The organism is Bordetella bronchialis, assembly GCF_001676705.1.
Taxonomy (GTDB): Bacteria; Pseudomonadota; Gammaproteobacteria; order Burkholderiales; family Burkholderiaceae_B; genus Bordetella_C; species Bordetella_C bronchialis.
Map to the genome: position 1 here is coordinate 779,632 of NZ_CP016170.1, position 20,290 is coordinate 799,921.

A 20,290-nucleotide genomic window follows, 5' to 3' on the forward strand; every position below is an offset into this window, starting at 1 on the left:
ACACTGTCCCGACCGCGGCGGTAGCCGTGGCCCACCTGTCCGGCCGGGAGGCGGACCTGCGCATCGAGGCGGGTTCCGGCTCTTGCGCCGGGGCTCATGCGTCCGGGGGCGATCCGCCATGCAGATCAGGGACATCACGAACGAGCACGCCTTGCTCAAGTCGTACAAGGCCGTATTCGTCGATAGCCAGAAGGTCGAGCTGCTCAAGCTCTACCACCAGAACAAGCGGCGCTTCCCCGTGTTCGGCGCGCGCGTGTTCGTCCCCGCCACGGCGCCGCCGGCCGCCACGCCGGCCGGCTTGATCGATTACCGGATGCGCGAGAACCTGGACGATGCCTCGCCCGGGCGGCTCTTCATCCTGGAACGCATCGATAACCCGACAGAGAAGAACCGCACACGCCTGTTCTGGGCGTGGGTGTCGCCTGCCCTGGTGGCGGCGATGGCGGGCCACACGGCGGGCGACCTGTCCATCAAGGCCCATGTACTGTTCCATCCATTCGGCAACATCCACGAATATCCCGCGTACTGGCAAGGCGGCATCGACCCGCTGGCGGTGCCGAACTTCCTCGAGCTGGGCGCGCGCTACCTGTGCAAGGAAAAGCAGACGGTGACGCAGCATTTCTGCGCCGTGCGGCCGGGCGGCTCGAAGCCGGGCGCCGACGGCTTCGCCGACAAAAAATGTCCCTGGGCCATGATGGTGGTGGTGCCGGTTTCCAGCAGCCTGTCCTTTGCCAGCCTGGGCGACCCCGCGGAACTGCAGGACGCGCTGGAGCAGATCGCCCGGCGTTGCCACGAGGGCGTCACGGGCAAGGTGCCCGCGGCCAGTCCGGTCAAGCTGGCCCGGGTGGCGGTGTCGGGATACAGCCGCAGCGGCGCGGTGCTGCAGGCGCTGCTGTCGCACGCCGGGCGGGGCAGCGCCTTCATGGATAAACTGCTGAGGGAAGTCTATGCCTTCGACGTGATGCTGGACGAGAAGGGCGGGAAGGACAAGGCCGCTGTCAGCAAGCGGGAAGGCTATGACACCTTCTGGAAGCGCCTGAAGACCTGGCAGGGTGACGACTCGGACAAGCGGATCCGCTTGTACAGCGCCGAGCCGGACACGGTGGACGGGATATATGGCGAGCTGAAAGAGCGCCTGAAGCGCCATGGCGGGGGATATCACCGCCCGGGGGTGGCGTTCTCCGGCTTCAACGGCAAACCGATGCCGGACGGCAAGCAGACCCATGCGGGCCTGATGGACGGCTACGAGATCTACTCGACGGACAACTCACGTTCCCTGGTGGTGCTGCCGTCCCACAATGCGCTGGTCTACCTGTCCACGGAAAAGCTCGTGAATCCGCGTGGATTCGCCCTGGGCGGCGATTACGAGCCGGGGCTGGAAGGGCACAGCTGGTTCGTATCGCGCTTGCAATCCCATGCGCTCTTCCACAGCGGCTTCTAGGTGTCCACCTGCTGTCCGGTCTTGGGGTTGTATTTGACCTCCACGGCAACGATCTGGTCCGTGGGCACGATCTCCAGCCATTGGTCGAACACTTCGAAGGCGCCGTCGGGGTGCTGCGGGTCCGCGCTGCCGGGGACGGCGCGGAAGCCGCCTTGCAAGGGATAGAAGCCATGCTCGAAGACCTTGTCCACCGGCGTGGCGCTGACCTTGTTGTCGTCCTGGGTCTCTTCCGGGGGATACTGGCCGACCTGGTTGGCGGCCGCCTGTTTGTCGCTGACTTTCCCGGCCAGGATTTCCAGCGCCTCCATCAGCGTCTTGCCTTGCAGCTCGGGCTCGCTGCCGACATACATGTCGGTGGGGCCGATGCCGTTCATGCCTTCGACCTGCTTGAGCCAGTTCAGCGCGGCCTTGTTCTTGCCCGGCCGGATCGGGATCACGGCCTTTACCCAGGGGGCATTCAGGAAGGCATTGCGCAGGTCGTCGCCGTCCAATTGCAATAGCCAGCCCAGCGACGCCCCGAGACGGGCGGGCGCGGAGTCCTCGGTGATGTAGTAGTTGTCCTGGCGGCTGGAGTGCGCGCCGCCCCAGCTGACCAGGCTGTCGCGGCTCAAGGTGGTCGATGGCGGCTTGACCTTGCCCAGGATATGGAAGCCCGACTGGACCTTGGGCAGGCCGCTGGCCGCGCCGGGCTGGGCGGCCAGGTACTGGCCGTAATGCGCACGGGGTTTCCACCATTCCGGCGCGACGAAGTACAGCATCTTGTCCACGTCGAAGATGGAGTCGAGCAGTTCGGAGACCGCGTGGCGCGTGGCATTGTCCTTGATCGGGATGCCCTTGGTCAGCATCTTCTGGATCAGGGCGCGGTAGACGACGATGCGCTCTTCCTCGCGCAGGTCCTCGTACCGGCGCGCGGATATCTTGCTGGCCAGCTTGATGCGGTCGCGCGCGGCGGACAGGTATTCCTTGCGGTTCAGTTCCGCCTTCTGTTCGGTGAACTCCTTGGCGCGCTGCGCGTTGTCGGTTTCCACCTGCTGGATCAGCGCGGGCCGCGGCAGCCAGTTCAGCTTGGCGCCGATGCGGATGGGCGAGTTGCCCTTGAAGTTGACATAGTTCAAGTGCACGACGAAGGACACTTCGGTAATGGCGACCGCGCTGGCGGGGTCGGCCTGCACCAGGTCGCGCACGGAAAGCTCGACATCGGCGCCGCCCTTGTCGAACACGATGTTCGAGTCCAGGTAGTAGCCGGGTTGCGGTGGCGAGACCACTTGGCGGAAATCCGCCTGGATGGTTTCCCGGTCTCCTTCGTTGAAATCGGAATCCACTTCCCGGCCGTCGCGGTAGGCCTCGTCCATGTCGCCCCGGTCGTCGGAGGTCTGGACGAAGGGAATCTCGATGCTGACGTCCACCGGCAGGGGCTGCGGCCGCGCCAGCGCTTCCGGATGCTGCGGTTCGGTGTCCGGCTTCTTGGCGATGTGGACGAGTTCGGCGATCCCCAGCTGGGCGCCCGGTTCGTCGACGTAGGTCTGCCAGCAAAGATAGGTGCCGATATCCTGCACCTGCACGCCGACCTGGCGCATCTTGCGGCGCAGTTCGTAGTTGACCAGCTCCTTGCCGCTATTGGTCAGCACATAGCGCTTGCTGGAGGTGTCCGTGGTCTCGGTGATGACCCGCAAGGTGCTTTTGTAGTTCTTGCGGATTTCCGTGGACAGCTTTTCCGATTGCTGGCGCATGCGCTTGTGGGCCTGCTCGCGCGCGGTCTGCTGGGTGGCCGACATGTCGAAGCTGGCGCTCTGGCTGGTGGTTCCCCACACCCATTTCTGTTCGCCCTTGACGTTGGCGCCGAACTTGGTTTCGGACCGGTTGTCGGTCTTGACCGCCTCGGACAGCTCGTCCTGCTCGGTGGCGGCGCTTTCGGTCTTAAGGATGGATTCGGTGAATTCCTCGGTGACGCGCTCGGTGTAGACCCGCCGGGTGCTGACTTCGACCAGTTCGACGGTGGAGCCCGGGCTGATCCAGATATGCCCGACGGGCGATCCCAGGAAGGTATCGAATTCGAAGAAGTACTGGCGGAACAGGTGGACGATGCCTATGGGGGAAAGGCCGACGCGGTCCAGCTCCTTCTTGGGGTCGATGATGTCGAAGGGGTCCTCGTAGGCCAGCGGCGCCATCAGGTCCTGCAGCAGCTGGGGCTGCTTGCCGTAGAAAAGATCGTGCAGGACGGAATGCAGGCCTCCGGCACGCAGCGAATCGAGGATGCCGGCGGTGGCGGACTCCCGCGTTGCCTGGGCATTGACCCAGTCGATGGCCGGCTGGGCGTCGCCCCGATAGACGTCGCGGATGGCGTGCCAATTCTGCTCGTACCATTCGACATACCAGTCGCGCACGGGATTCTGCAGAATGTCGTCAAGCTTGCCGCGATCCAGCAGCTCGTCCCAGATGGCGGGGTCATAGTCCTGCGCGGCCGGCAGGCGCTTGGCCAGTTCGCGCATCAGTATGGTGTCGTGACGCGGCGTGGGCTCGCGGTCGGCGGTCACGAAGGGCTTGATGTCTTCCAGGAAGTGGTCCTGGTTGATCCGCAGCATGTATCGCGGCTTGAACTTGGGCCGCAGTTTTTCCAGCAGGGCGCCGTGCTCGCCGTAGAGGCCCTTGTGCAAGCGATCGAGGGCGCTTTTCGCCTTCCAGCCCAGCAGGGGCTGGTAGACACCGAAGATTTCGCTGGCATAAGGAAGCGTCTGGGTGAAGCGCTTCAGAAGGGCGTCCCTGCTCATCGCGGCTCCTCGCAAAGGATGATGGCGGCCTAGGCGCGTGCTGCGGCGGAAGAGTAAAGCAGTTTGTCAGGAACCGAAGCAAGCTTTGCTGAGGCCCCCGCGGCACCGTGCGCGCGGGGTGCGAGGACATACATCGAAGCGATATATCCCAAGGATGTAGGGCGTGCCGAATGCGCGAGGGTCGCGGATCGTTTGCGTGTGCGCCGCGACATGGCGTCCGATCAAAAGCCGAACTTGCGTGCGGCGTCCAGCGCGAGGCCCGTGCCGATGCTGCCGAACAGGTCGCCTTCCACGCCGCGGGCTTGGGGCAACAGCGCCGCGACGCGCTCGCGCAGGCAGGATACGCGGCTGGAGCCGCCGGTGAAGAAGATGGTGTCGATCGCCGCGCGGTCGACGTCGGCGTCGCGCAGCAGGGCAGCGACGGTGTTCTCGATGCGGTCGATCAGCGGGGCGGTGGCCTGGTCCAGGTCCGGCCGGCTGATGTCCACGGTCCGCCCGGGCGCGATGCGATCCAGGCTGGCCTGCGTGGCCGGCGCATCCGAGAGGGCGATCTTGGCCTGTTCGACCTGCAGCGATAGCCAATGGCCGGCGCGCCGTTCCACCAGCCGTAGGAGCAGCTCGATTTTGTCGCGTTCCGCGGCGTTCGCGCGGATGTACGAGAGCGTTTCCCGCGCCTTGTTGGTGTAGGCGAAATTGATCGTGTGCCAGGACGCCAGGTTGGAGTACGGCGTGGAAGGTACGTCTTTGCCGTTGCGCAGCTTGCTGCCCAGACCCAGCAGCGGCATGAAAGCGGCCAGGTTCAGGTGCCGGTCGAAATCGCCGCCGCCGATATGCACGCCGCCGTGGGCCAGGATGTCCTGCTTGCGGTCGCCCTGGCCGGCGCGTGCCGGCCCCAGGCGGATCAGCGAGAAGTCCGACGTACCGCCGCCGATGTCGATGACCAGCACCAGTTCTTCCCGGCCGATCTGCGATTCATAGTCGAAGGCGGCCGCCAGCGGTTCGTACTGGAAGGCGACATGTCGGAATCCGACCGCCGTGGCGATCTCGCCCAGGGTGTCCTGGGCGCTGCGGTCGGCGGCTTCGTCGCCGTCGACGAAGAATGCCGGCCGGCCCATGACCACGGAGTCGAAGGTGCGTCCAGCGGCTTGCTCCGCGCGCGTCTTCAACTGGGCGATGAAATGGGTCAGCAGGACGCGGAACGGCACGCCGCGCCCGCGGATCTCCGTGTGGCCATCGATCAGCGAGCTGCCGAGCAGGTTCTTCATGGCCCGCATCAGGCGGCCCTCGTAGCCCGCCAGGTAGTCCTCCAGCGCGGCGCGGCCGTAGCGGATGGTGCTGTCTTCCTCGTGGAAGAAGATGGCCGACGGCATCGTGGGCTGGCCGTCTTCCAGCGGCAATAGGGACGGCGCATCGGGGCGGTACCAGCCCACGGCGGAATTGGAGGTGCCGAAGTCGATGCCGCAGGCGCGGGCGGAGGCGGGAGGATTCATGAAAATGCGCGCGCCCGCGGCCTGGTGGCGACGGGCGCGATGAGGGGGCAAAGGCGGATTGTACGGCCTGGACCGGCAGGGCCGCGACCCGACGCATGCATTGGCGTTGGCGTTGGCGTTGGCGTTGGCGTTGGCGTTGGCGACGTCGACGGCAGCGCTGGCCGCGCCGCGGCGGCCCGGATGGCGTCTCAGCGATCCAGGCCCAGCAAGCTGGGAAGCCGCGCCATGTCCGCGAACACGGCGGTGGCGCCGCTGGCCAGCAGGGCGTCGGCGGGACTGTGCGATGGCCCGCCGGGGCTGTAGCCCAATACCGTTGCCCCCGCCGCCACGCCGGCGGTAACGCCCGTCACGCTGTCCTCGATGACGATGCACGCGGCCGGGTCCACGCCCAGCGCCGCGGCCGCCGCCAGATACACGTCGGGACTCGGCTTGGAACGCGCCATCTCGTAGCCGCTGAAGGTCCTGCCCTGGAAGAACTCCATCAGTCCCGTCCGGGTCAGCTGCAACTCCAGCTTGTGGCGGTCGGCGCCCGACGCGCAGGCGATGCGGCCGTCCAGGCGCTGGTACAGGACGCGCAGCGCTTCGCGCACGTTGGGGATGGCCTGCACGTCCTTGCGCAGGGCGTCGTTGCGCCGGCGCCAGAATTCCGCCAGCCACTCCGGGCCGATGGGGCGGCCCGAGGCCTGCGCGATCCAGGGCAGCTCGTCTTTCATGGTCCTGCCCACGAAGCGGCGCAGCACTTCGTCGTGGGTCATGGACAGCCCCAGTTCCCGCAGCATGTCGCGCAGGACGCCCGTGGAGATGCGCTCGCTGTCGACCAGCACGCCATCGCAGTCGAATAACACCGCCTGGAATTTCAAGAGGCCCCCGGATGTGCAAACGGAACAGCGGGGCGCTTGCCGCCCCGTGCCGTCATGTTACCCGCTCTGTCTTCCCGCCCCGGCGCGCATGGGCATACACGGATCAGCGCGTCAGGAATTTTTCTTCGTAGATGCCGCGGGCCCGGCCCATGTGCGCCACCGACAGCGCTTCCAGCGCCGCGCGGTTGCCGGCGCGGACGGCGTCGACCATGGCGCGGTGTTCGCGGCAGGCTTGTTCCAGCGCGCCGGCATCGGCGACGCCGTAGGCCCGTACGGGGAAGCTGAGCCAGTCGTGCAGGCGTATGGACTCGGCCAGATAGATGTTGTCGCACAGGCCGTAGAACTCGCGGTGGAACACCATATTGCTGCGATGGATGGCGATGAGCTCGCCCGAGGCCGCGGCGCGCGCGTGCGCCTGGCATGCGGCTTCGACGGCGGCCAGCCGCTCGGGCGGGACCGGGAATTCCATCATCTCGATGGCCGTGTGGTGCAGGACGCGGCGCATGTGGTAAAGATCGTCCAGCCCGCGCTGGTCGAAGCGGCGGATCTGCGCGCCAAGGTGCGGCGGCTTCACCACCACGCCCAGGCGCTGCAGCTCCACCAGCGCCGCGCGCACCACGTGGCGCTTGGCCGCGTAGTCTTCCATGAGATGGTCCTCGATCAGCCGCATGCGCGGCAGGATGCGCGCGCGGATGATGTCCGTTTCGATCGCTTCCATGACGGTGACGACCTGCGGGGCAAGAGGGGTTTCGGCAAAAATCAGCGAGGAAAAGCTGTTGGGGCTCATGGGGCTGGCGCGCGCCGCGCGCAGGCCACCTGGCGGCGCGGCGGGCATTATCAATAATCCTATTATAAATATTGGCGACAACGCGCCTGTTGTCTTCGGTGGGGTCCGTACCTAGACTTTTTCGGTTGATCAACGAGGAACAGCATGGACGCCCCAACCGCACCCCAGGACATCATCAGTATCGACCCCGCGAACGGCAAGGAGGTCGGCCGGGTCAAGGCAACGACACTGGCCGAACTCGACGCCGCCGTCGCCCGCGCCTGGACGGCCTACAACGAATCCGGCTGGAAGTCGCTGCTGCCGCACCGCCGCGCGCTCGTGCTCAATGCGATCGCCGACGGTATTCTCGCGGAAAAAGAGCGCCTGGCCCAGCTGCAGATGCGCGACAACGGCAAGCCCATCGCGGAATGCCGCGGCATGGTCGAGTCGGCCATCGGCACGTTCCGCTACTACGCGGGCGTTTGCGAGACGCTGGAAACGGATGTCACGCCGCCGCGCGGCGATTACGTGTCGTTCACGGTGCTGGAGCCCTTCGGCGTCGTGGCCGCCATTACGCCGTGGAATTCGCCCATCATGAATGACGCCACCAAGGTGGCGCCGGCGCTGGCCGCCGGCAATGCCGTCATCCTGAAGCCTTCCGAGGATTCGCCCTTGCTGGCGCCGGAGCTGGCGCGCATCGCCCGCGAAGCCGGCTTGCCGGAGAACCTGCTGCAGGTCGTGCAGGGCCGTGGCGCCGATATCGGGGCGGCCCTGGTCGCCCATCCCGGCGTGCGGATGATTTCCTTCACGGGCGGCACGGTCGCCGGGTCGCACATCGGCAAGGTCGCCGGCGAACGCCTGGTCCCGGCGGCGCTCGAGCTGGGCGGCAAGTCGCCGCACGTGGTCTTCGCGGATGCCGACCGCGAACACGCCGTGGCGGCGGTGGTGGCGGGGATCTTCGGATCCTCCGGCCAGTCCTGCGTGGCGGGATCCCGCCTGTTCATCGAGGCGAGCGTGTACGACGAGGTGCTGCAAGCCGTGGTGGAACGCACCCGGACGCTGAAGGTAGCCTTGCCCGATGCGGCCGGCGTGGAGGTCGGCCCGCTGGCCTCCTTCCACCATCGCGACCGCGTGGCGCGCTTCGTGGACCGGGCGCGCGCCGAAGGCGGGCGCATCCTGTGCGGGGGCGCGGCGCCCACGGGCGGCGAGTACGACCAGGGCGCGTTCTACCTGCCCACCATCATCGACGGGCTGGGCCCGGATGCGGCCAGCTGCCAGGAAGAGGCCTTCGGCCCGGTGCTGGTGGCCCTGCCGTTCAAGGACGAAGCCGACCTGATCGCGCAGGCCAACGGGACCGTATTCGGCCTGGCCTGCGGTATCTGGACGGAGAGCTTCAAGAAAGCCTGGCGTATCGGCCGGGCGCTGGAGGCGGGCTCGGTGTGGATCAACACCTACAAGCAGTCGGTCACCAGTACGCCCTTCGGCGGATTCAAGAACAGCGGCATCGGCCGCGAGAAAGGCATCGACGGCCTGAAGCTGTACGCGCAGGTCAAGAGCATGTACTTCGGCCTGCACGCCAACCCCCTGCCCGTGGCCAAGTAAGGCCTGTCTGGAGTTTTTTCACATGAATATCTCGAAAGTCGCCGTCTACGGCCTGGGCAATATGGGTTTCCTGGTGGCCGAGCGCATCGCCGCGGCCGGATTCGCGACCAAGGTCGCCGATCTGGACCAGGCGCTGGTGCGGCGCGCCCAGGACGGTTTCCGGGCCATTCCCATAAGCGGCCCGGACGATCTCGCCGACGTCGATGTGGTGGTGCTGTCGCTGCCCAGCCCCGCCATCTCGCTGGCCGTGCTGGACCAGATCGCTTCGCGCCTGCCCCGGCACGCCGTGGTGCTGGAGACCAGCACCGTCAACCCCAAGGACATCCACGCCAGCAAGAAACTGCTGGACAAGTTCGGCCTGCGCATCGTCGATGCCTCCGTGATGGCGGGCGTGAGCCAGATGAAGGCCGGCACGGCCATGCTGCTGATGGGCGGCGACCCGCGGGCCGTGGCCGATAGCCAGCCGGTGCTGGACGCCATCGCGCCCAAGCAGATCTATTTCGGCGAGTCCGGCGCGGGCGCGGCCGCCAAGGTCATCAACAATGCGGTGGCGCACGCGGTGATGGTGGTGGTCGCCGAGGCCGGCTCGCTGGCCACGGCGTCCGGAGTCAGCTGCGAGAAGCTGGTGGGCTTGCTGTCCGACCCGCAGATGGGCCTGCATCGGCCGCTGACGCACCGCTACGCCGAACGCATCGTGCAGGGCAATTACGAAGGCGGCATGCCGCTGGACGCGGCGCGCAAGGACTCCGTGCTGGCGCTGGAGCTGGCGCAGACGCTGGGCGTGCCGCTGTTCGCCATCCAGGGCTCGCACACCATCTATGAGATCGCCGCGGCGGCCGGGTATGGCCGCGACGACTACGCGGCCATCGCCAAGGTGTGGGCGGACTGGGGCAAGCCCGCGGTGCCCGCCGCGCCGCGCTGAGGCCGGGGCGGCAAGCCATGAAAAAAGCCTCCGAATGGAGGCTTTTTTCGTTCTGCCGTCTTCCCGCGTTCAGTCGACCCACTTCTGCTTGGCCCACATCGCGCGGAACTGCGTGTCGGCCGCCTGCAGGCGCGCCTGCCACTTGTCGCCGGGCAGGTAATCCATTTCGGTGAATTGCTGCAGCATCGTCTTCTGGAATTCGGGGTTGTTGGCGATGCGCTCCAGCGCCTTGGCCAGCTTTTGCTCCACTTCGGGCGGCAGGCCCTTGGGCGCGACCACGCCGCGCTCGGAGGCGAAGACCAGGTCCACGCCCTGTTCCTTGAACGTGGGCACGTCCGGCGCCAGGGGGGATCGCTTGTCGCTGGCCTGGGCCAGGATGCGCAGCTTGCTGCCGCTATAGGGCATGGCCTCGCCCAGGTTCATCCCGCCCACGTCCGCGTGGCCGCCCAGCACCGCATTGCGCAGCGGGCCGGCGCCGTTGAAGGGCACGTGGTTCAGGTCCGTGCCGGTGGCGGCCTCGAACATTACCAGGGCCAGGTGGTCGTCGGTGCCCACGCCGGTGGAGCCGTAGCTCAGGCGGCCCGGCTTGGCGCGCGCGGCGTCGATGAGTTGCTTGAGCGACTGATAGGGCGAGTCGGCCTTCACGCTGAAGGCGCTGGGGTCGCGAACCAGGGTGGCCAGGTAGGTGAAGTCGGCGCCGGTAAAGCCGGCGTTGCGCTCGATCGGCAGCGTCAGCAGGCCCGGCATGTTGGTCATGCCCAGGGTGTAGCCATCCGGCTTGGCGCGGGCGACCAGGCCCAGGCCCAGCGCGCCGGACGCGCCGGGCTTGTTGACCACCACCACCGATCCGCCCAATTCCTTCTCCAGGAACACGGCCAGCGTGCGGGCGGTGATATCGGTGCCGCCGCCGGCGGCGAAGCCGACGATCAGTTCCACGGGGCGCTCCGGCCATTCGGCCGCGGCGGCGCTGGCGCCCAGCATCATCGTTCCCGCCGCGATACCGGCGAGCCAAGTCTTCATACCAAACATGGAAAGGTCTCCTGGCCGTTGTGGGGGCCGTATTCGATGTGTGATGGTGGCGCGGGCTTGCCCGCGCGCAGGCGGTACGGCTGCCGCCGGACTGCTTGGGCCGCAGTGTGCCTGCGCCCTTTAATAGTCACAAATAGATATTCTTCGGGGATTATTAGCCTGTTCCTATGCGTGACCGGGGTCCAGCGGTGGCAGGGCGCTTTCGATCTCCGTGGCGACCTGGCGCAGCGTCCCGATCAGGGCTTGGGCGGCGGGCGATAGCAGGCGGTCCTGGCGGTGCAGCACGCCTATCGTGCGCCGGGCGCTGTCATCCTCGATGGGCCGGCTGCGCAGCGCGCCCAGGCCCAGCGAAGGCAATGCCAGCCGCGGCAAGACCGCCACGCCCAGGCCTTGCCCCACCAGCCGCACCGCCGTGGTCATGTGCGTGACGTCGTAGCGCAGCCCCGCCGTCGCCTTGTCGTCGAACACGGCGCGATCGAACTGGTGCCGCGCGCTGGAGCCCTGGGCGAGCAGGACGAGGTCGAAGGGGATCAGGTCGTCCCAATGCAGCGAGGGCAGCGCGCCCACTTCATGGCGCGAGGGATACACGGCGAAGAAGGCATCGGCGACCAGGGGCATGAACTTCAGGTCGGGGGCCTCGCTGAGCAGCGTGGCCAGGGCGAACTCGATCTGGTTGATGCGCAGCATGTCGATCAGCTCGTCGTTGTGGGCCTCGACCACGCGGATCTGCAGCTGCGGATGCAACCGGCGCAGCGCGCCCAGGGCCGGCGGCACGAGCGTGAGCGACGTGGAGGGCAGCGCGCCGATGACCACGGCGCCCCGCCGCATGGACGCCAGGTCCAGCATGCTGCGGTAGGCTTCCTCCAGGTCGGCGATGGGCCGTTCGATGCGGTCGCGGAATTCCGCGCCGGCCGCCGTCAGGGTGATCTGGCGCGTGGTGCGCTCGAACAGCTTGACCTCGAGCACCGCTTCCAGGTCCGCGATCAGCGCCGTGAAGGAAGGCTGCGTGACGCCCAGCCGGGCCGCGGCGTGCGTGAAAGACCGGGTCTGGACAGCGAGCAGGAAGGCCTTGAGCGGCCGGTATTTGATATTCAGCGCCATGATGCGATTGTTATGGTCGGCCCGTTTTCCGCGTTTTTTTCGGGGCCCGGTGTAACCGATACGCCGGTTCGCGCGAATTCCCTTGTTGCGGCCGCAATGGGCCCAACCCTGCAACGGGTCTTCCTGGAACCTGGATTGGAAAGGCGTGGATAGCGATGTCGATGGTTACCGAGCAGGACGAGCATAGCAAGTATCTGGGGCAGTTCATTCCCCTTCAATACCATCACGTGATGCTGATGGATGCGAACCGGATGAAGAACTTCAAGGCCGCCATCGAACACGTGGTGGCGCCAGGGGCCAGGGTCCTGGAGCTGGGCGGTGGCACCGGCGTGCTTTCCTGGTTCGCCGCCGCCCGGGCCGACAAAGTGTGGTGCGTGGAATTCAACCGCGAGCTGGTCACGGAGGCCAGGCGCTTCCTGGGCATGAACGCCAATGGCGGCAAGGTCGAGGTCGTCCATGCGGACGCCTTCGAGTATCTGCCTCCGGAGCCGGTCGACGTCATGATCTGCGAGATGGTGCATGTCGCCATGCTGCGCGAAAAACAGATCGAGATGGTCGAGTCGTTCAAGCAACGCTACCGCAAGCGCTTCGGACCCACCTTGCCGACGCTGGTCCCGACGGCGGTGGTGATGGCGGTGCAGCCCTTGCAGAAGGAATACGATTTCGAGGGTTTCCAGGCGCCGATCATCCAGGTGGAGGAACTGGGCGGGAACGCCCCAAGAACCTTGGATCTGGCGGCCCCCGCCGTGTATAGCGTGCTCGACTACACGCTGGACAATGCGCTCGATATTGCCTGGGACGGCACCGTGGCGATCGAGCACGGCGGCGTGGTCAATGCACTGCGCTTCATCACCCGGAACATTCTGGCGCTGGTGATGGAGAAAAACTCGACGATAGACTGGCTCAACCGCTATATGTCATTCCCGCTGCGCACGCCCGTCAGCGTGCAAGCCGGCGACACGCTGCGCATACGGTTCCGCTATCGCGCGGGGGATTTCATCTCGGTCCTGATGGACGCCCTGCACGTGGAGGTGGTGCGCCAGGCGTAGCCGGCCGCGGCCGGCTGCGATGGGCCGCGGCGGCGGCCAGGCCGGCGGGCCGGCGCCGTCCCGCGTTCACCCTTGCAATGACACCGCCGTGGTAACGGGGCCGCGTCGCGCCGTGAAGGCGCTGCCCATGGACGCCGCCATGATCAGCGCGATGGCCAGCCACTGCGTCGTCGTCAGGCGCTCGTCCAGCAACGCCAGGGCGATCAGGGCCGCCATCGCCGGCTCCATGCTGAGCATGACCCCGAAGGCATGCCTGGGCAGGCGCTTGAGCGCGACCATTTCCAGCGAGATCGGGATCGCGCTGGAAAGCGCCGCCACCCCCAGGCCCACCAGCAGAACCGTGGGCGAGAATGCCGCGCTGCCGGCATGCGCCAGGCCCACGGGCACCACGACCAGCGCGGCCACGGTCAGCCCCAGCGAAACGGAATGTCCGGCGTGCAGATGTCCCAGCCGTTTTCCGGCCACGATGTAGGTGGCCCACAACACGGCCGCGGCCAGGGCGTACATCAGGCCCGTCGGATCCAGCGTGCTGACGCCATGTACCTGGGGCAGCAGCAGGCCGAGTCCCGCGACCGCGAACATGACCCAGACGAAGTCCAGGGCGCGGCGCGAGCCGAGCAAAGCCAGTATCAGGGGACCGGAAAACTCGATCGCCACTGCGACGCCGAAAGGTATCGTGCGCAGCGCCATATAAAAGCAAAGATTCATCACGCCCAGCGCCGCGCCGTAGCAGGCGATCCGGCTGGCATCGCCGGCATGCAGGCGGCGGCGCCACGGACGCCAGCATGCCAGCAGCAGCAGCGCCGAGAATCCCACCCGCAGCGCCGTCGTGCCCTCGGCGCCGACCAGGGGGAAAAGCGTGTGCTTGGCCCAGGAAGTGCCCAGCCCCAGAAAGGTGACGGAACCGAGGACGGACAATAGGGGGAGTAGCGGGGGGCGCGGCGCGGTCATGGCAAGCCTGTGTAGAGGACCGCGATTTTGCCGTATTTTTCGCCGGCGTGCCGCCGCGGGAAGCCGGTCTCCCGCCCGGGAAGCCGGCCTGCCGACCGGGAGCCCGCCGGCGCTCAGCCGGCCGGGGCCGGGAACGACAGGAAGCTGCGCAGCTCCGCCGTGCGCGGGGCCTCGAAGATCGCCTCCGGCGTCCCCGTTTCATGCACGCGCCCGTGGTGCATGAAGATCACGCGGTCGCTGACCTTGCGCGCGAAGGCCATCTCGTGCGTCACGATGATCAGCGTGGCGCCGTCGCGGGCCAGCTGCTCGATCACCTGCAGCACTTCGCCGACCAGTTCGGGGTCCAGGGCGGACGTCATCTCGTCGCACAGCAGGACCTCCGGGTCCATGGCCAGCGCGCGGGCGATGGCCACGCGCTGCTGCTGGCCGCCGGACAGTTGATGGGGCGCGGCGTCGAACTTGCCTTCCAGCCCGACGCGCGCCAGCAGCCGGCGCGCGCGCTCCTGGCATTCCTCGCGCGGCCGTCGATGCACCAGGCGGGGCGCCAGCATGATGTTCTCGCCCGCCGTCATGGACGGAAAAAGATTGAACTGCTGGAAGATCATCCCGACCTTCTGGCGCAGATCGCGCAGGGCCGCCGCATCGGCCGTCCGCACCGGCTGTCCGCCGACCACGATCCGGCCCTGGTCGAAGGACTCCAGTCCGTTGATACAACGCAGCAGCGTGCTCTTGCCCGAACCGCTCTTGCCGATGATGCAGATGACTTCGCCGCGGGCGACCTGCAGGTCCACGCCCTTCAGGACTTCGTTATCGCCGAAGCGCTTGTGCAGGCCGCGGATGTCGACCAGGGGCACGGACTCGTCGGATGCTTGCATGCTGGGTCCTCAATGCTGGATGCGCATGCGTCGCTCCACCCACGCGCCCAGCAGGGAGCAGGGGAAACACAGCGCGAAGTAGAACAGGGCAACCAGCCCATAGACCGTGAAGGGCTGGAAGGTCACGTTGGCGATCATCTGGCCGGTACGGGTCAGCTCCACGAAGCCGACCACCGAGGCCAGCGAGGTGTTCTTGATGATCTGTACCACCAGCCCCACGGTGGGCGGCACCGACAGGCGCAGGGCCTGCGGGAAAATGACGTGGCGCAGCTGCTGGCCGAAAGTCAGGGCCAGGCTGGCCGAGGCTTCCCATTGCCCCTTGGGAATGGCCTCCACGCAGCCGCGCCAGGTCTCGGTAAGGTAGGCGCTGGCGTACAGGGTGAAGCACAGGACGGCCGCCGTCATGGGCGAGGTCTCGATGCCGGCCAGCGCCAGGCCGAAGTACACCAGGAACAGCTGCATCAGCAGGGGCGTGCCCTGGAAAACCTGTACGTAGGCGGCGACGGGCCGTTCGAACAGGCGCGGCCGGCCCACGCGCAGCATCAGCAACAGCAGGCCGGCCAGGCCGCCGCCGACGAAGGCGATGGCCGACAGGGCCAGCGTCCAGGGCAGCGAGAACAGCAGGTTGCGCAGGATATCCCAGGTGGAGAACGCGATCATCGGCCGGCTCCCACCGGCGCGCAGCCGAACAGGAATCGCGGTCCCAGCCATTGCAGCAGGCGCCGGAAGCAGATGGACAGCAGCAGATAGAGCAGGGTCACCACGATGTACGACTCGAACTGGCGGAAGGTCTGGGCGGCGATGCGGTTGGTCACATAGGACAGCTCCGCGGTGGAGATCAGGCTGCAGACGGCGGTCGCCAGCATGATGATGACCAGCTGGCTGGTAAGGGCGGGCCACACGCGCGATAGCGCGGGGGGCAGCACCACTCGCGTGAAGGTATGCCAGCGGCCCAGCCCCAGGCACTGCGCGGCTTCGTGCTGGCCGCGGGGCGTGGCCTCGATGCCGGCCCGGATGATCTCGCAGGCGTATGCGCCCAGGTTGACGGTCAGGGCCAGGATCGCGGCGGGAAAACTGGCGAAGCGCAGGCCGATCGCGGGCAGGCCGAAGTAGATGAAAAAGATCTGCACAATGAAGGGCGTATTGCGGAAGAATTCCACGTAGCAGGCGACGGCCACGCGCGCGCCGCGTGGGGCTTGCACGCGGCACCATGCGCAGGCGATGCCGAGCAGCGTGCCCAGCGTGCAGGAGAGCGCGGTAAGCAGCGCGGTGATGGCCAGTCCTTCCAGAAAGACGGGCCAGGCGGCGAGCACGCCGGAGAAATCGAGCATCGAGACTCCTTTATTCGGGCCGCGTATCGTCGGGCCGCGTGTCGGCCGCGGGCACGGAGGACGCCGCGGCCAGGGTGTCGAAAAGCGCTTGTACCGGCATGGGGCCATCCAGGTCCCGCAGCTGCGCCAGCAAGCGGGTGGCGGCCGCCTCGCCGATGACGTCGGCGGTGCAGTCCAGGAACTTGCGGGCCGACTGTGCCGGGGACAAGGGATCGCCGGGACTGCCTATCGCCTTGTCGCGCTCGCCCCGCAGCACCGTGCCATCGTGGCATTCCACGCGGACGATGGCGCCCTCCGGCGCGTCGCGGCGCCGCGACGGATCGTGCCAGGACGGTCCCGTCTCCATGCGTACCCGGCGCATCGCCTCGCGCAGATCGGTTCGCGCCAGCTGGCCCGGCGCCAGCGCCGCCAAGCCCCATTCCGGTTCGAGCAAGGTCATGGCGATGGCGAAAGGCATGCTGAAGCGGGCCTGCGCCGGCGTGTCCGGCATGTCGTGGCACAGGTTGGCGGCGACGATGGGCGGTACGTCGCAGACCACCGAGGCCACGTCGCCCGGGCGCAATCCGTGCCGGACGATCAGCGCGCGCAGGGCGTCGACGGCCGCATGCGAGGACAGGCATACCGGGATGCGCTTGACGTCCAGGCCGGGGTCCAGCAAGTACCATCTGTCGGATCCCATCTCCAGCGCGGCGATGTCCAGCACGCCCTGGTTGTAGCGGGCCGCGAAGCCGTGGCCGTGGCCGAACGGGTCGGCGGGCCCGCACGCGCCGGCCTGCGCCAGCAAGGCCGCCTGCACGCCGGCTTCCGAGGCCTTGCCCGCCATCAGGGGCTTGGCGTCCGAGCCGAAACAGGACTTGGTGCCCGCGGCCATGCCGACGGCCAGCGCCAGCGCGTGGGCGATGCGCGGCGCATCCAGGTCCAGCAGCTTGCAGACCGCCATGGCCGCGCCGATGGGGCCCAGCACCCCAGTCGTCCACCAGCCTTGGTCGTAGAGCAGGCCGCGGGTGGCGGCGCCTACCGCATATTCGCATTCGGCCCCGGCGACCAGGGCGGTGACCGCCTGGGCGCCATTCGCGCCCACCGCCTGGGCACAGGCGAGCAGCGCGGGCACGATGACCGCGGAGCCATGCACGAAGCCGGCGTAGCAGTTGTCGTCGAAGTCCAGCGCGTGCGCGGCCACGGCATTGGCAAAGGCGGCCTGTTGCGGCGCGGCGTGGGCGGGTACCGCGGTCCCGGATGGGGCGCGGCCTGCCGTCTTCGGCCCGACCAGCCCGGCCAGGACAGTGCTGCCGGCGCCCGACGCTGCCGCGCACAGCGACAGCGCGGCCGTGGCGGGCGGAGTGAGGCTGCCCGCCACGGCCACGCCCACGGTATCCAGGATGCAGGATACGGCCGCCTGGCGCACGGCGGCCGGTATGTGCCCAGGCGATAGCGCGCCCACCCATTGCGCCATGCGCAGGCTGGCCGCCGAGGTGTTGCTTTCCACGCGGTTCCCCTTGCCGGAAGGCACGCGCGGGGGCGCCTTCCGGGTGTTGGTGGCCGACGCGCTCCATGGCGCGTCCGACCCTTGCTTATTCGGGCAGGTCGCCCGCCGGCGCGCCCATCCAGCGCTTGGACATGTCGTCCAGCTTGCCGTCGCGCTTGGCCTCGCGGATGATGTCGTTGACCTTGGCGAGCAGCTTGGGCTGGTCCTTGCGCACGCCGATATAGCAAGGGGAGTTGGCCAGCACCACCTTCAGCGCCATGTCCAGGCCGGGATTGCGCTGCGTGAGCGCCGCCGCCACCGGCGTGCCGCTGGCGAACAGTTCGGCCTGCCCCGACATGAACGCGGCGATGGTGCTGTTGTTGTCTTCGTAGCGATGCACCACCGCCTTGGGCGCCAATTGCTGCAGCTCCTGGTCCTGCATGGAGCCGCGCGTGACGGCGATGGTCTTGCCGGCCAGGTCGTCATACGTCTTGGCCGGATTGCCCTTGGCGCCGAAGATGGCGTCGAAGAAGGGGGCATAGGCGATGCTGAAGTCGATCACCTGCGCCCGCTCGGCCGTCTTGCCCAGCGAGGAAATCGTCAGGTCGGTCTTGCCGGTCTGCAGGTAGGGCACGCGGTTCGGCGCCGTGACGGGCACCAGCTCCAGCTTTACGCCCAGCTTGCGGGCGATAAGACCGGCCATGTCCACGTCCAGCCCCTGCGGCTTCATGTCGGGTCCGACGAAGCCGAACGGCGGGTAGTCCGTGGGGACCGCCACGCGGATGGACCCGCGCTGCATGATGTCGTCCAGCAGATCGGCGGCGTGCGCGCTGAGCGCCAGCGCACACGAGATTGCGGTTAAAGCCCCGAGTATCCATTGCTTGAGTCGCATGTCGACGTCCTTGGTCAATACTGCCGTTCAAAGTCCGGTGGCCGCGATCCCGGCGCATGCGGATATCGCGGCGTTGCGTATGACTCCTCGGCTTCCCCTTGAGGGTCCTGGGCGGGGGCTGGCGCCCCTCTGATGTTCAGTCGGGAATGACGGCGGTGGCGTCGATCTCGACCAGATACTCGGTGCGGGCGAAGGCGCTGATCACCAGCCCGGTGGAGACCGGGAACACGCCCTTGAGCCACTTGCCGACCACGTTGTAGACCGCTTCGCGATAGCGCGGGTCGGAGATATAGATGGTCAGCTTGCAGATGTGATCCAGCTTGCTGCCGGCTTCCTTCAGCAGCATATCGATATTTCGCATGGCCTGCTCGGCCTGGCCCGCCACGTCGCCGATGCACACGCATTCGGATGTGTCCAGGTTCTGGCCGATCTGGCCGCGCAGGAAGACCGTGGTGCCGCGCGCGACCACGGCCTGGCAAAGATCGTTGTCGATCTTCTGCTCGGGATAGGTTTCGCGGGTGTTGAACTTGCGTATGCGTGTGTGTGCCATCGTCGTGCTTGCTTGGTGGGTGGAGAGGAAAGCGGCGGTCTCAGGAACGGTCGAAATAGCCGGCCCGGATGGTGCTGCCGATCAGGTTGACGATCAGGCGCCCGGCGGTCACGCAGGTCAGGCGCGTGGACGTGTCCTTGGCCGGCTGGATCTCGACGATGTCCATGCCGACGACGCGGCCCTTGCGGACCAGGCCATGTATCAGCTTGCGGGCCTGGGGAAACGTGACGCCGCCCGGGGCAGGGCCGTCGACGGCGGGCATGATGGTCGGATCCATGCCGTCCGCATCGATGGACAGGTAGTAGTTGCCGCCATCGGGTATGCGCTGGAGCACGGCGTCCATGCCGATATCGTGCAGCTCGTAGGCGCTGACCAGCTCGGTGCCATAGGCCTTGGCGGCTTCGTAGTCGGCGGGACGGCCGCTGCCCTGCGCGCGCAATCCGATCTGGATGATCTTGCCCACGTAGGGAAGTTCCGAGGCCCGCCGGATCGGGCTGGACAGGCCGTCGCGCACGCCGTTGACCTCGTCGCGCCAGTCCAGGTGCGCGTCCACGTGTACCAGCGTGATCTCCTTGCCCAGTTCCTCGTAGCCGCGCAGGACCGGATTGGTGATGGCGTGGTCGCCGCCCAGGACGATGGGCAGGCCGCCGCCGCGCAGGATATGGCGTACCGCCTGCTCGCAGCGGCGGAAATGCTCGCCCGGCACGTGGATGTCGGGCATGACGTCGCCACAGTCCACGAAGCGGATGTCGGAGCGCCCCTGCAGCAGCGGGCCGTCGATGTCGAAGTCATAGTGCTCGGGGGCGCGCACCATGCGGTCGGTGACCTCGCGGATGGCCTGCGGCGCGCGCGTCTGGTCGTTGCTGAAGGCCTGCGGCGTGTAGGGCGACCCGAACGGCATGCCTAGCACGGCGATGTCGGCGCGCAGGCCTTCCAGTTCGGTGACCAGCTCGGAGTACAGCAGCGTCTTGTGGCCGGTCTTGGGCGGGACGGTAAGGGAAGAAGTAGCCATGGTGGGGATGAAGGCCGCGGACGGCGGCACGGCGGTTTGCATGGCGGCTACTTTACGGACCCATCCCAGGCCCCGAAAAATGATATTTTTGCGTGCCTAGTCTTGAAAAACGAAACTTTTCACCGGGTTTTCCCGCGCCGTGCCGTGGCCGCGCGCACGGGTTTTCCCCAGGTTCCCGCGGTCCAG

General features: G+C 67.4%; 18 protein-coding genes. 4 read left to right on the top strand and 14 right to left on the bottom strand.

Annotation, left to right across the window (positions count from 1 at the left end; translation table 11 throughout):
- Positions 1-118 precede the first annotated feature (118 nt).
- Positions 119-1,441, top strand: coding sequence for a hypothetical protein (locus BAU06_RS03370; RefSeq protein WP_066344310.1), 1,323 nt, complete (start codon positions 119-121; stop codon positions 1,439-1,441).
- On the opposite strand, the gene BAU06_RS03375 is transcribed toward BAU06_RS03370, so the two are convergent.
- From BAU06_RS03375 to BAU06_RS03390, 4 genes are all read right to left on the bottom strand, one after another.
- Positions 1,438-4,209, bottom strand: coding sequence for a hypothetical protein (locus BAU06_RS03375; RefSeq protein ID WP_066344312.1), 2,772 nt, complete (start codon positions 4,207-4,209; stop codon positions 1,438-1,440). The genes BAU06_RS03370 and BAU06_RS03375 overlap by 4 nt on opposite strands.
- A 221-nt stretch (positions 4,210-4,430) precedes the next feature.
- Positions 4,431-5,699 (bottom strand): Hsp70 family protein, encoded by a 1,269-nt coding sequence (locus BAU06_RS03380; RefSeq protein WP_066344314.1) that lies wholly within the window; start codon positions 5,697-5,699, stop codon positions 4,431-4,433.
- Positions 5,700-5,887: 188 nt separating this feature from the next.
- Complete coding sequence (locus BAU06_RS03385) at positions 5,888-6,559, bottom strand: HAD family hydrolase (RefSeq protein WP_066344316.1); 672 nt, start codon at positions 6,557-6,559, stop codon at positions 5,888-5,890.
- Positions 6,560-6,662: 103 nt separating this feature from the next.
- On the bottom strand, positions 6,663-7,394 hold the full coding sequence (locus tag BAU06_RS03390; protein WP_082993504.1) for a GntR family transcriptional regulator: 732 nt from the start codon (positions 7,392-7,394) through the stop codon (positions 6,663-6,665).
- A 96-nt stretch (positions 7,395-7,490) separates the two neighbouring features.
- Here BAU06_RS03390 and BAU06_RS03395 point away from each other — a divergent pair, with 96 nt between their 5' ends.
- Both BAU06_RS03395 and BAU06_RS03400 read left to right on the top strand, forming a co-directional pair.
- Positions 7,491-8,927, top strand: a complete 1,437-nt coding sequence (locus BAU06_RS03395) for an aldehyde dehydrogenase (protein WP_066344319.1) — start codon at positions 7,491-7,493, stop codon at positions 8,925-8,927.
- A 22-nt stretch (positions 8,928-8,949) separates the two neighbouring features.
- Complete coding sequence (locus tag BAU06_RS03400) at positions 8,950-9,849, top strand: NAD(P)-dependent oxidoreductase (RefSeq protein WP_066344321.1); 900 nt, start codon at positions 8,950-8,952, stop codon at positions 9,847-9,849.
- A 69-nt stretch (positions 9,850-9,918) separates the two neighbouring features.
- On the opposite strand, the gene BAU06_RS03405 is transcribed toward BAU06_RS03400, so the two are convergent.
- Complete coding sequence (locus BAU06_RS03405; protein ID WP_066344322.1) at positions 9,919-10,878, bottom strand: tripartite tricarboxylate transporter substrate binding protein; 960 nt, start codon at positions 10,876-10,878, stop codon at positions 9,919-9,921.
- A 165-nt stretch (positions 10,879-11,043) separates the two neighbouring features.
- Positions 11,044-11,979, bottom strand: coding sequence for a LysR family transcriptional regulator (locus tag BAU06_RS03410; protein ID WP_066344324.1), 936 nt, complete (start codon positions 11,977-11,979; stop codon positions 11,044-11,046).
- Between the two features lie 161 nt (positions 11,980-12,140).
- Here BAU06_RS03410 and BAU06_RS03415 point away from each other — a divergent pair, with 161 nt between their 5' ends.
- A complete protein-coding gene (locus tag BAU06_RS03415; protein WP_066357843.1) occupies positions 12,141-13,028 on the top strand; it encodes a methyltransferase domain-containing protein in 888 nt (295 codons plus the stop codon).
- Positions 13,029-13,094: 66 nt separating this feature from the next.
- Here the strand turns inward: BAU06_RS03415 and BAU06_RS03420 are convergent, their stop codons facing one another.
- The 8 genes from BAU06_RS03420 to BAU06_RS03455 all read right to left on the bottom strand — a co-directional run bounded on the left by BAU06_RS03420 (position 13,095) and on the right by BAU06_RS03455 (position 20,146).
- The gene (locus tag BAU06_RS03420; protein ID WP_066344326.1) at positions 13,095-13,979 is read right to left on the bottom strand and encodes an EamA family transporter; all 885 of its coding nucleotides are present in this window, start codon (positions 13,977-13,979) and stop codon (positions 13,095-13,097) included.
- A gap of 113 nt (positions 13,980-14,092) precedes the next feature.
- Positions 14,093-14,854, bottom strand: coding sequence for an amino acid ABC transporter ATP-binding protein (locus BAU06_RS03425; protein WP_066344328.1), 762 nt, complete (start codon positions 14,852-14,854; stop codon positions 14,093-14,095).
- A gap of 9 nt (positions 14,855-14,863) precedes the next feature.
- On the bottom strand, positions 14,864-15,514 hold the full coding sequence (locus BAU06_RS03430) for an amino acid ABC transporter permease (RefSeq protein WP_066344330.1): 651 nt from the start codon (positions 15,512-15,514) through the stop codon (positions 14,864-14,866).
- On the bottom strand, positions 15,511-16,185 hold the full coding sequence (locus tag BAU06_RS03435; protein WP_066344333.1) for an amino acid ABC transporter permease: 675 nt from the start codon (positions 16,183-16,185) through the stop codon (positions 15,511-15,513). The genes BAU06_RS03430 and BAU06_RS03435 overlap by 4 nt, the downstream gene beginning before the upstream one ends.
- Before the next feature lie 10 nt (positions 16,186-16,195).
- Positions 16,196-17,671, bottom strand: a complete 1,476-nt coding sequence (locus tag BAU06_RS03440) for an MmgE/PrpD family protein (protein WP_197509418.1) — start codon at positions 17,669-17,671, stop codon at positions 16,196-16,198.
- 85 nt (positions 17,672-17,756) lie between these two features.
- Positions 17,757-18,542, bottom strand: a complete 786-nt coding sequence (locus tag BAU06_RS03445; RefSeq protein ID WP_066357849.1) for a transporter substrate-binding domain-containing protein — start codon at positions 18,540-18,542, stop codon at positions 17,757-17,759.
- A 136-nt stretch (positions 18,543-18,678) separates the two neighbouring features.
- Positions 18,679-19,092, bottom strand: coding sequence for a RidA family protein (locus BAU06_RS03450; RefSeq protein WP_066344335.1), 414 nt, complete (start codon positions 19,090-19,092; stop codon positions 18,679-18,681).
- Positions 19,093-19,132: 40 nt separating this feature from the next.
- The gene (locus BAU06_RS03455) at positions 19,133-20,146 is read right to left on the bottom strand and encodes an agmatinase (RefSeq protein ID WP_231933987.1); all 1,014 of its coding nucleotides are present in this window, start codon (positions 20,144-20,146) and stop codon (positions 19,133-19,135) included.
- Between the last annotated feature and the right edge of the window lie 144 nt (positions 20,147-20,290).

Bases quoted from the DNA above. Each gene is read 5' to 3' on its own strand.
- BAU06_RS03370 (WP_066344310.1), top strand. From the start codon at position 119: ATGCAGATCAGGGACATCACGAACGAGCACGCCTTGCTCAAGTCGTAC.
- BAU06_RS03400 (WP_066344321.1), top strand. From the start codon at position 8,950: ATGAATATCTCGAAAGTCGCCGTCTACGGCCTGGGCAATATGGGTTTC.
- BAU06_RS03410 (WP_066344324.1), bottom strand. From the start codon at position 11,979: ATGGCGCTGAATATCAAATACCGGCCGCTCAAGGCCTTCCTGCTCGCT.
- BAU06_RS03455 (WP_231933987.1), bottom strand. From the start codon at position 20,146: ATGCAAACCGCCGTGCCGCCGTCCGCGGCCTTCATCCCCACCATGGCT.
- BAU06_RS03375 (WP_066344312.1), bottom strand. From the start codon at position 4,209: ATGAGCAGGGACGCCCTTCTGAAGCGCTTCACCCAGACGCTTCCTTAT.
- BAU06_RS03430 (WP_066344330.1), bottom strand. From the start codon at position 15,514: ATGATCGCGTTCTCCACCTGGGATATCCTGCGCAACCTGCTGTTCTCG.
- BAU06_RS03395 (WP_066344319.1), top strand. From the start codon at position 7,491: ATGGACGCCCCAACCGCACCCCAGGACATCATCAGTATCGACCCCGCG.
- BAU06_RS03420 (WP_066344326.1), bottom strand. From the start codon at position 13,979: ATGACCGCGCCGCGCCCCCCGCTACTCCCCCTATTGTCCGTCCTCGGT.
- BAU06_RS03390 (WP_082993504.1), bottom strand. From the start codon at position 7,394: ATGCCCGCCGCGCCGCCAGGTGGCCTGCGCGCGGCGCGCGCCAGCCCC.
- BAU06_RS03435 (WP_066344333.1), bottom strand. From the start codon at position 16,185: ATGCTCGATTTCTCCGGCGTGCTCGCCGCCTGGCCCGTCTTTCTGGAA.
- BAU06_RS03445 (WP_066357849.1), bottom strand. From the start codon at position 18,542: ATGCGACTCAAGCAATGGATACTCGGGGCTTTAACCGCAATCTCGTGT.
- BAU06_RS03425 (WP_066344328.1), bottom strand. From the start codon at position 14,854: ATGCAAGCATCCGACGAGTCCGTGCCCCTGGTCGACATCCGCGGCCTG.
- BAU06_RS03450 (WP_066344335.1), bottom strand. From the start codon at position 19,092: ATGGCACACACACGCATACGCAAGTTCAACACCCGCGAAACCTATCCC.
- BAU06_RS03380 (WP_066344314.1), bottom strand. From the start codon at position 5,699: ATGAATCCTCCCGCCTCCGCCCGCGCCTGCGGCATCGACTTCGGCACC.
- BAU06_RS03405 (WP_066344322.1), bottom strand. From the start codon at position 10,878: ATGTTTGGTATGAAGACTTGGCTCGCCGGTATCGCGGCGGGAACGATG.
- BAU06_RS03415 (WP_066357843.1), top strand. From the start codon at position 12,141: ATGGTTACCGAGCAGGACGAGCATAGCAAGTATCTGGGGCAGTTCATT.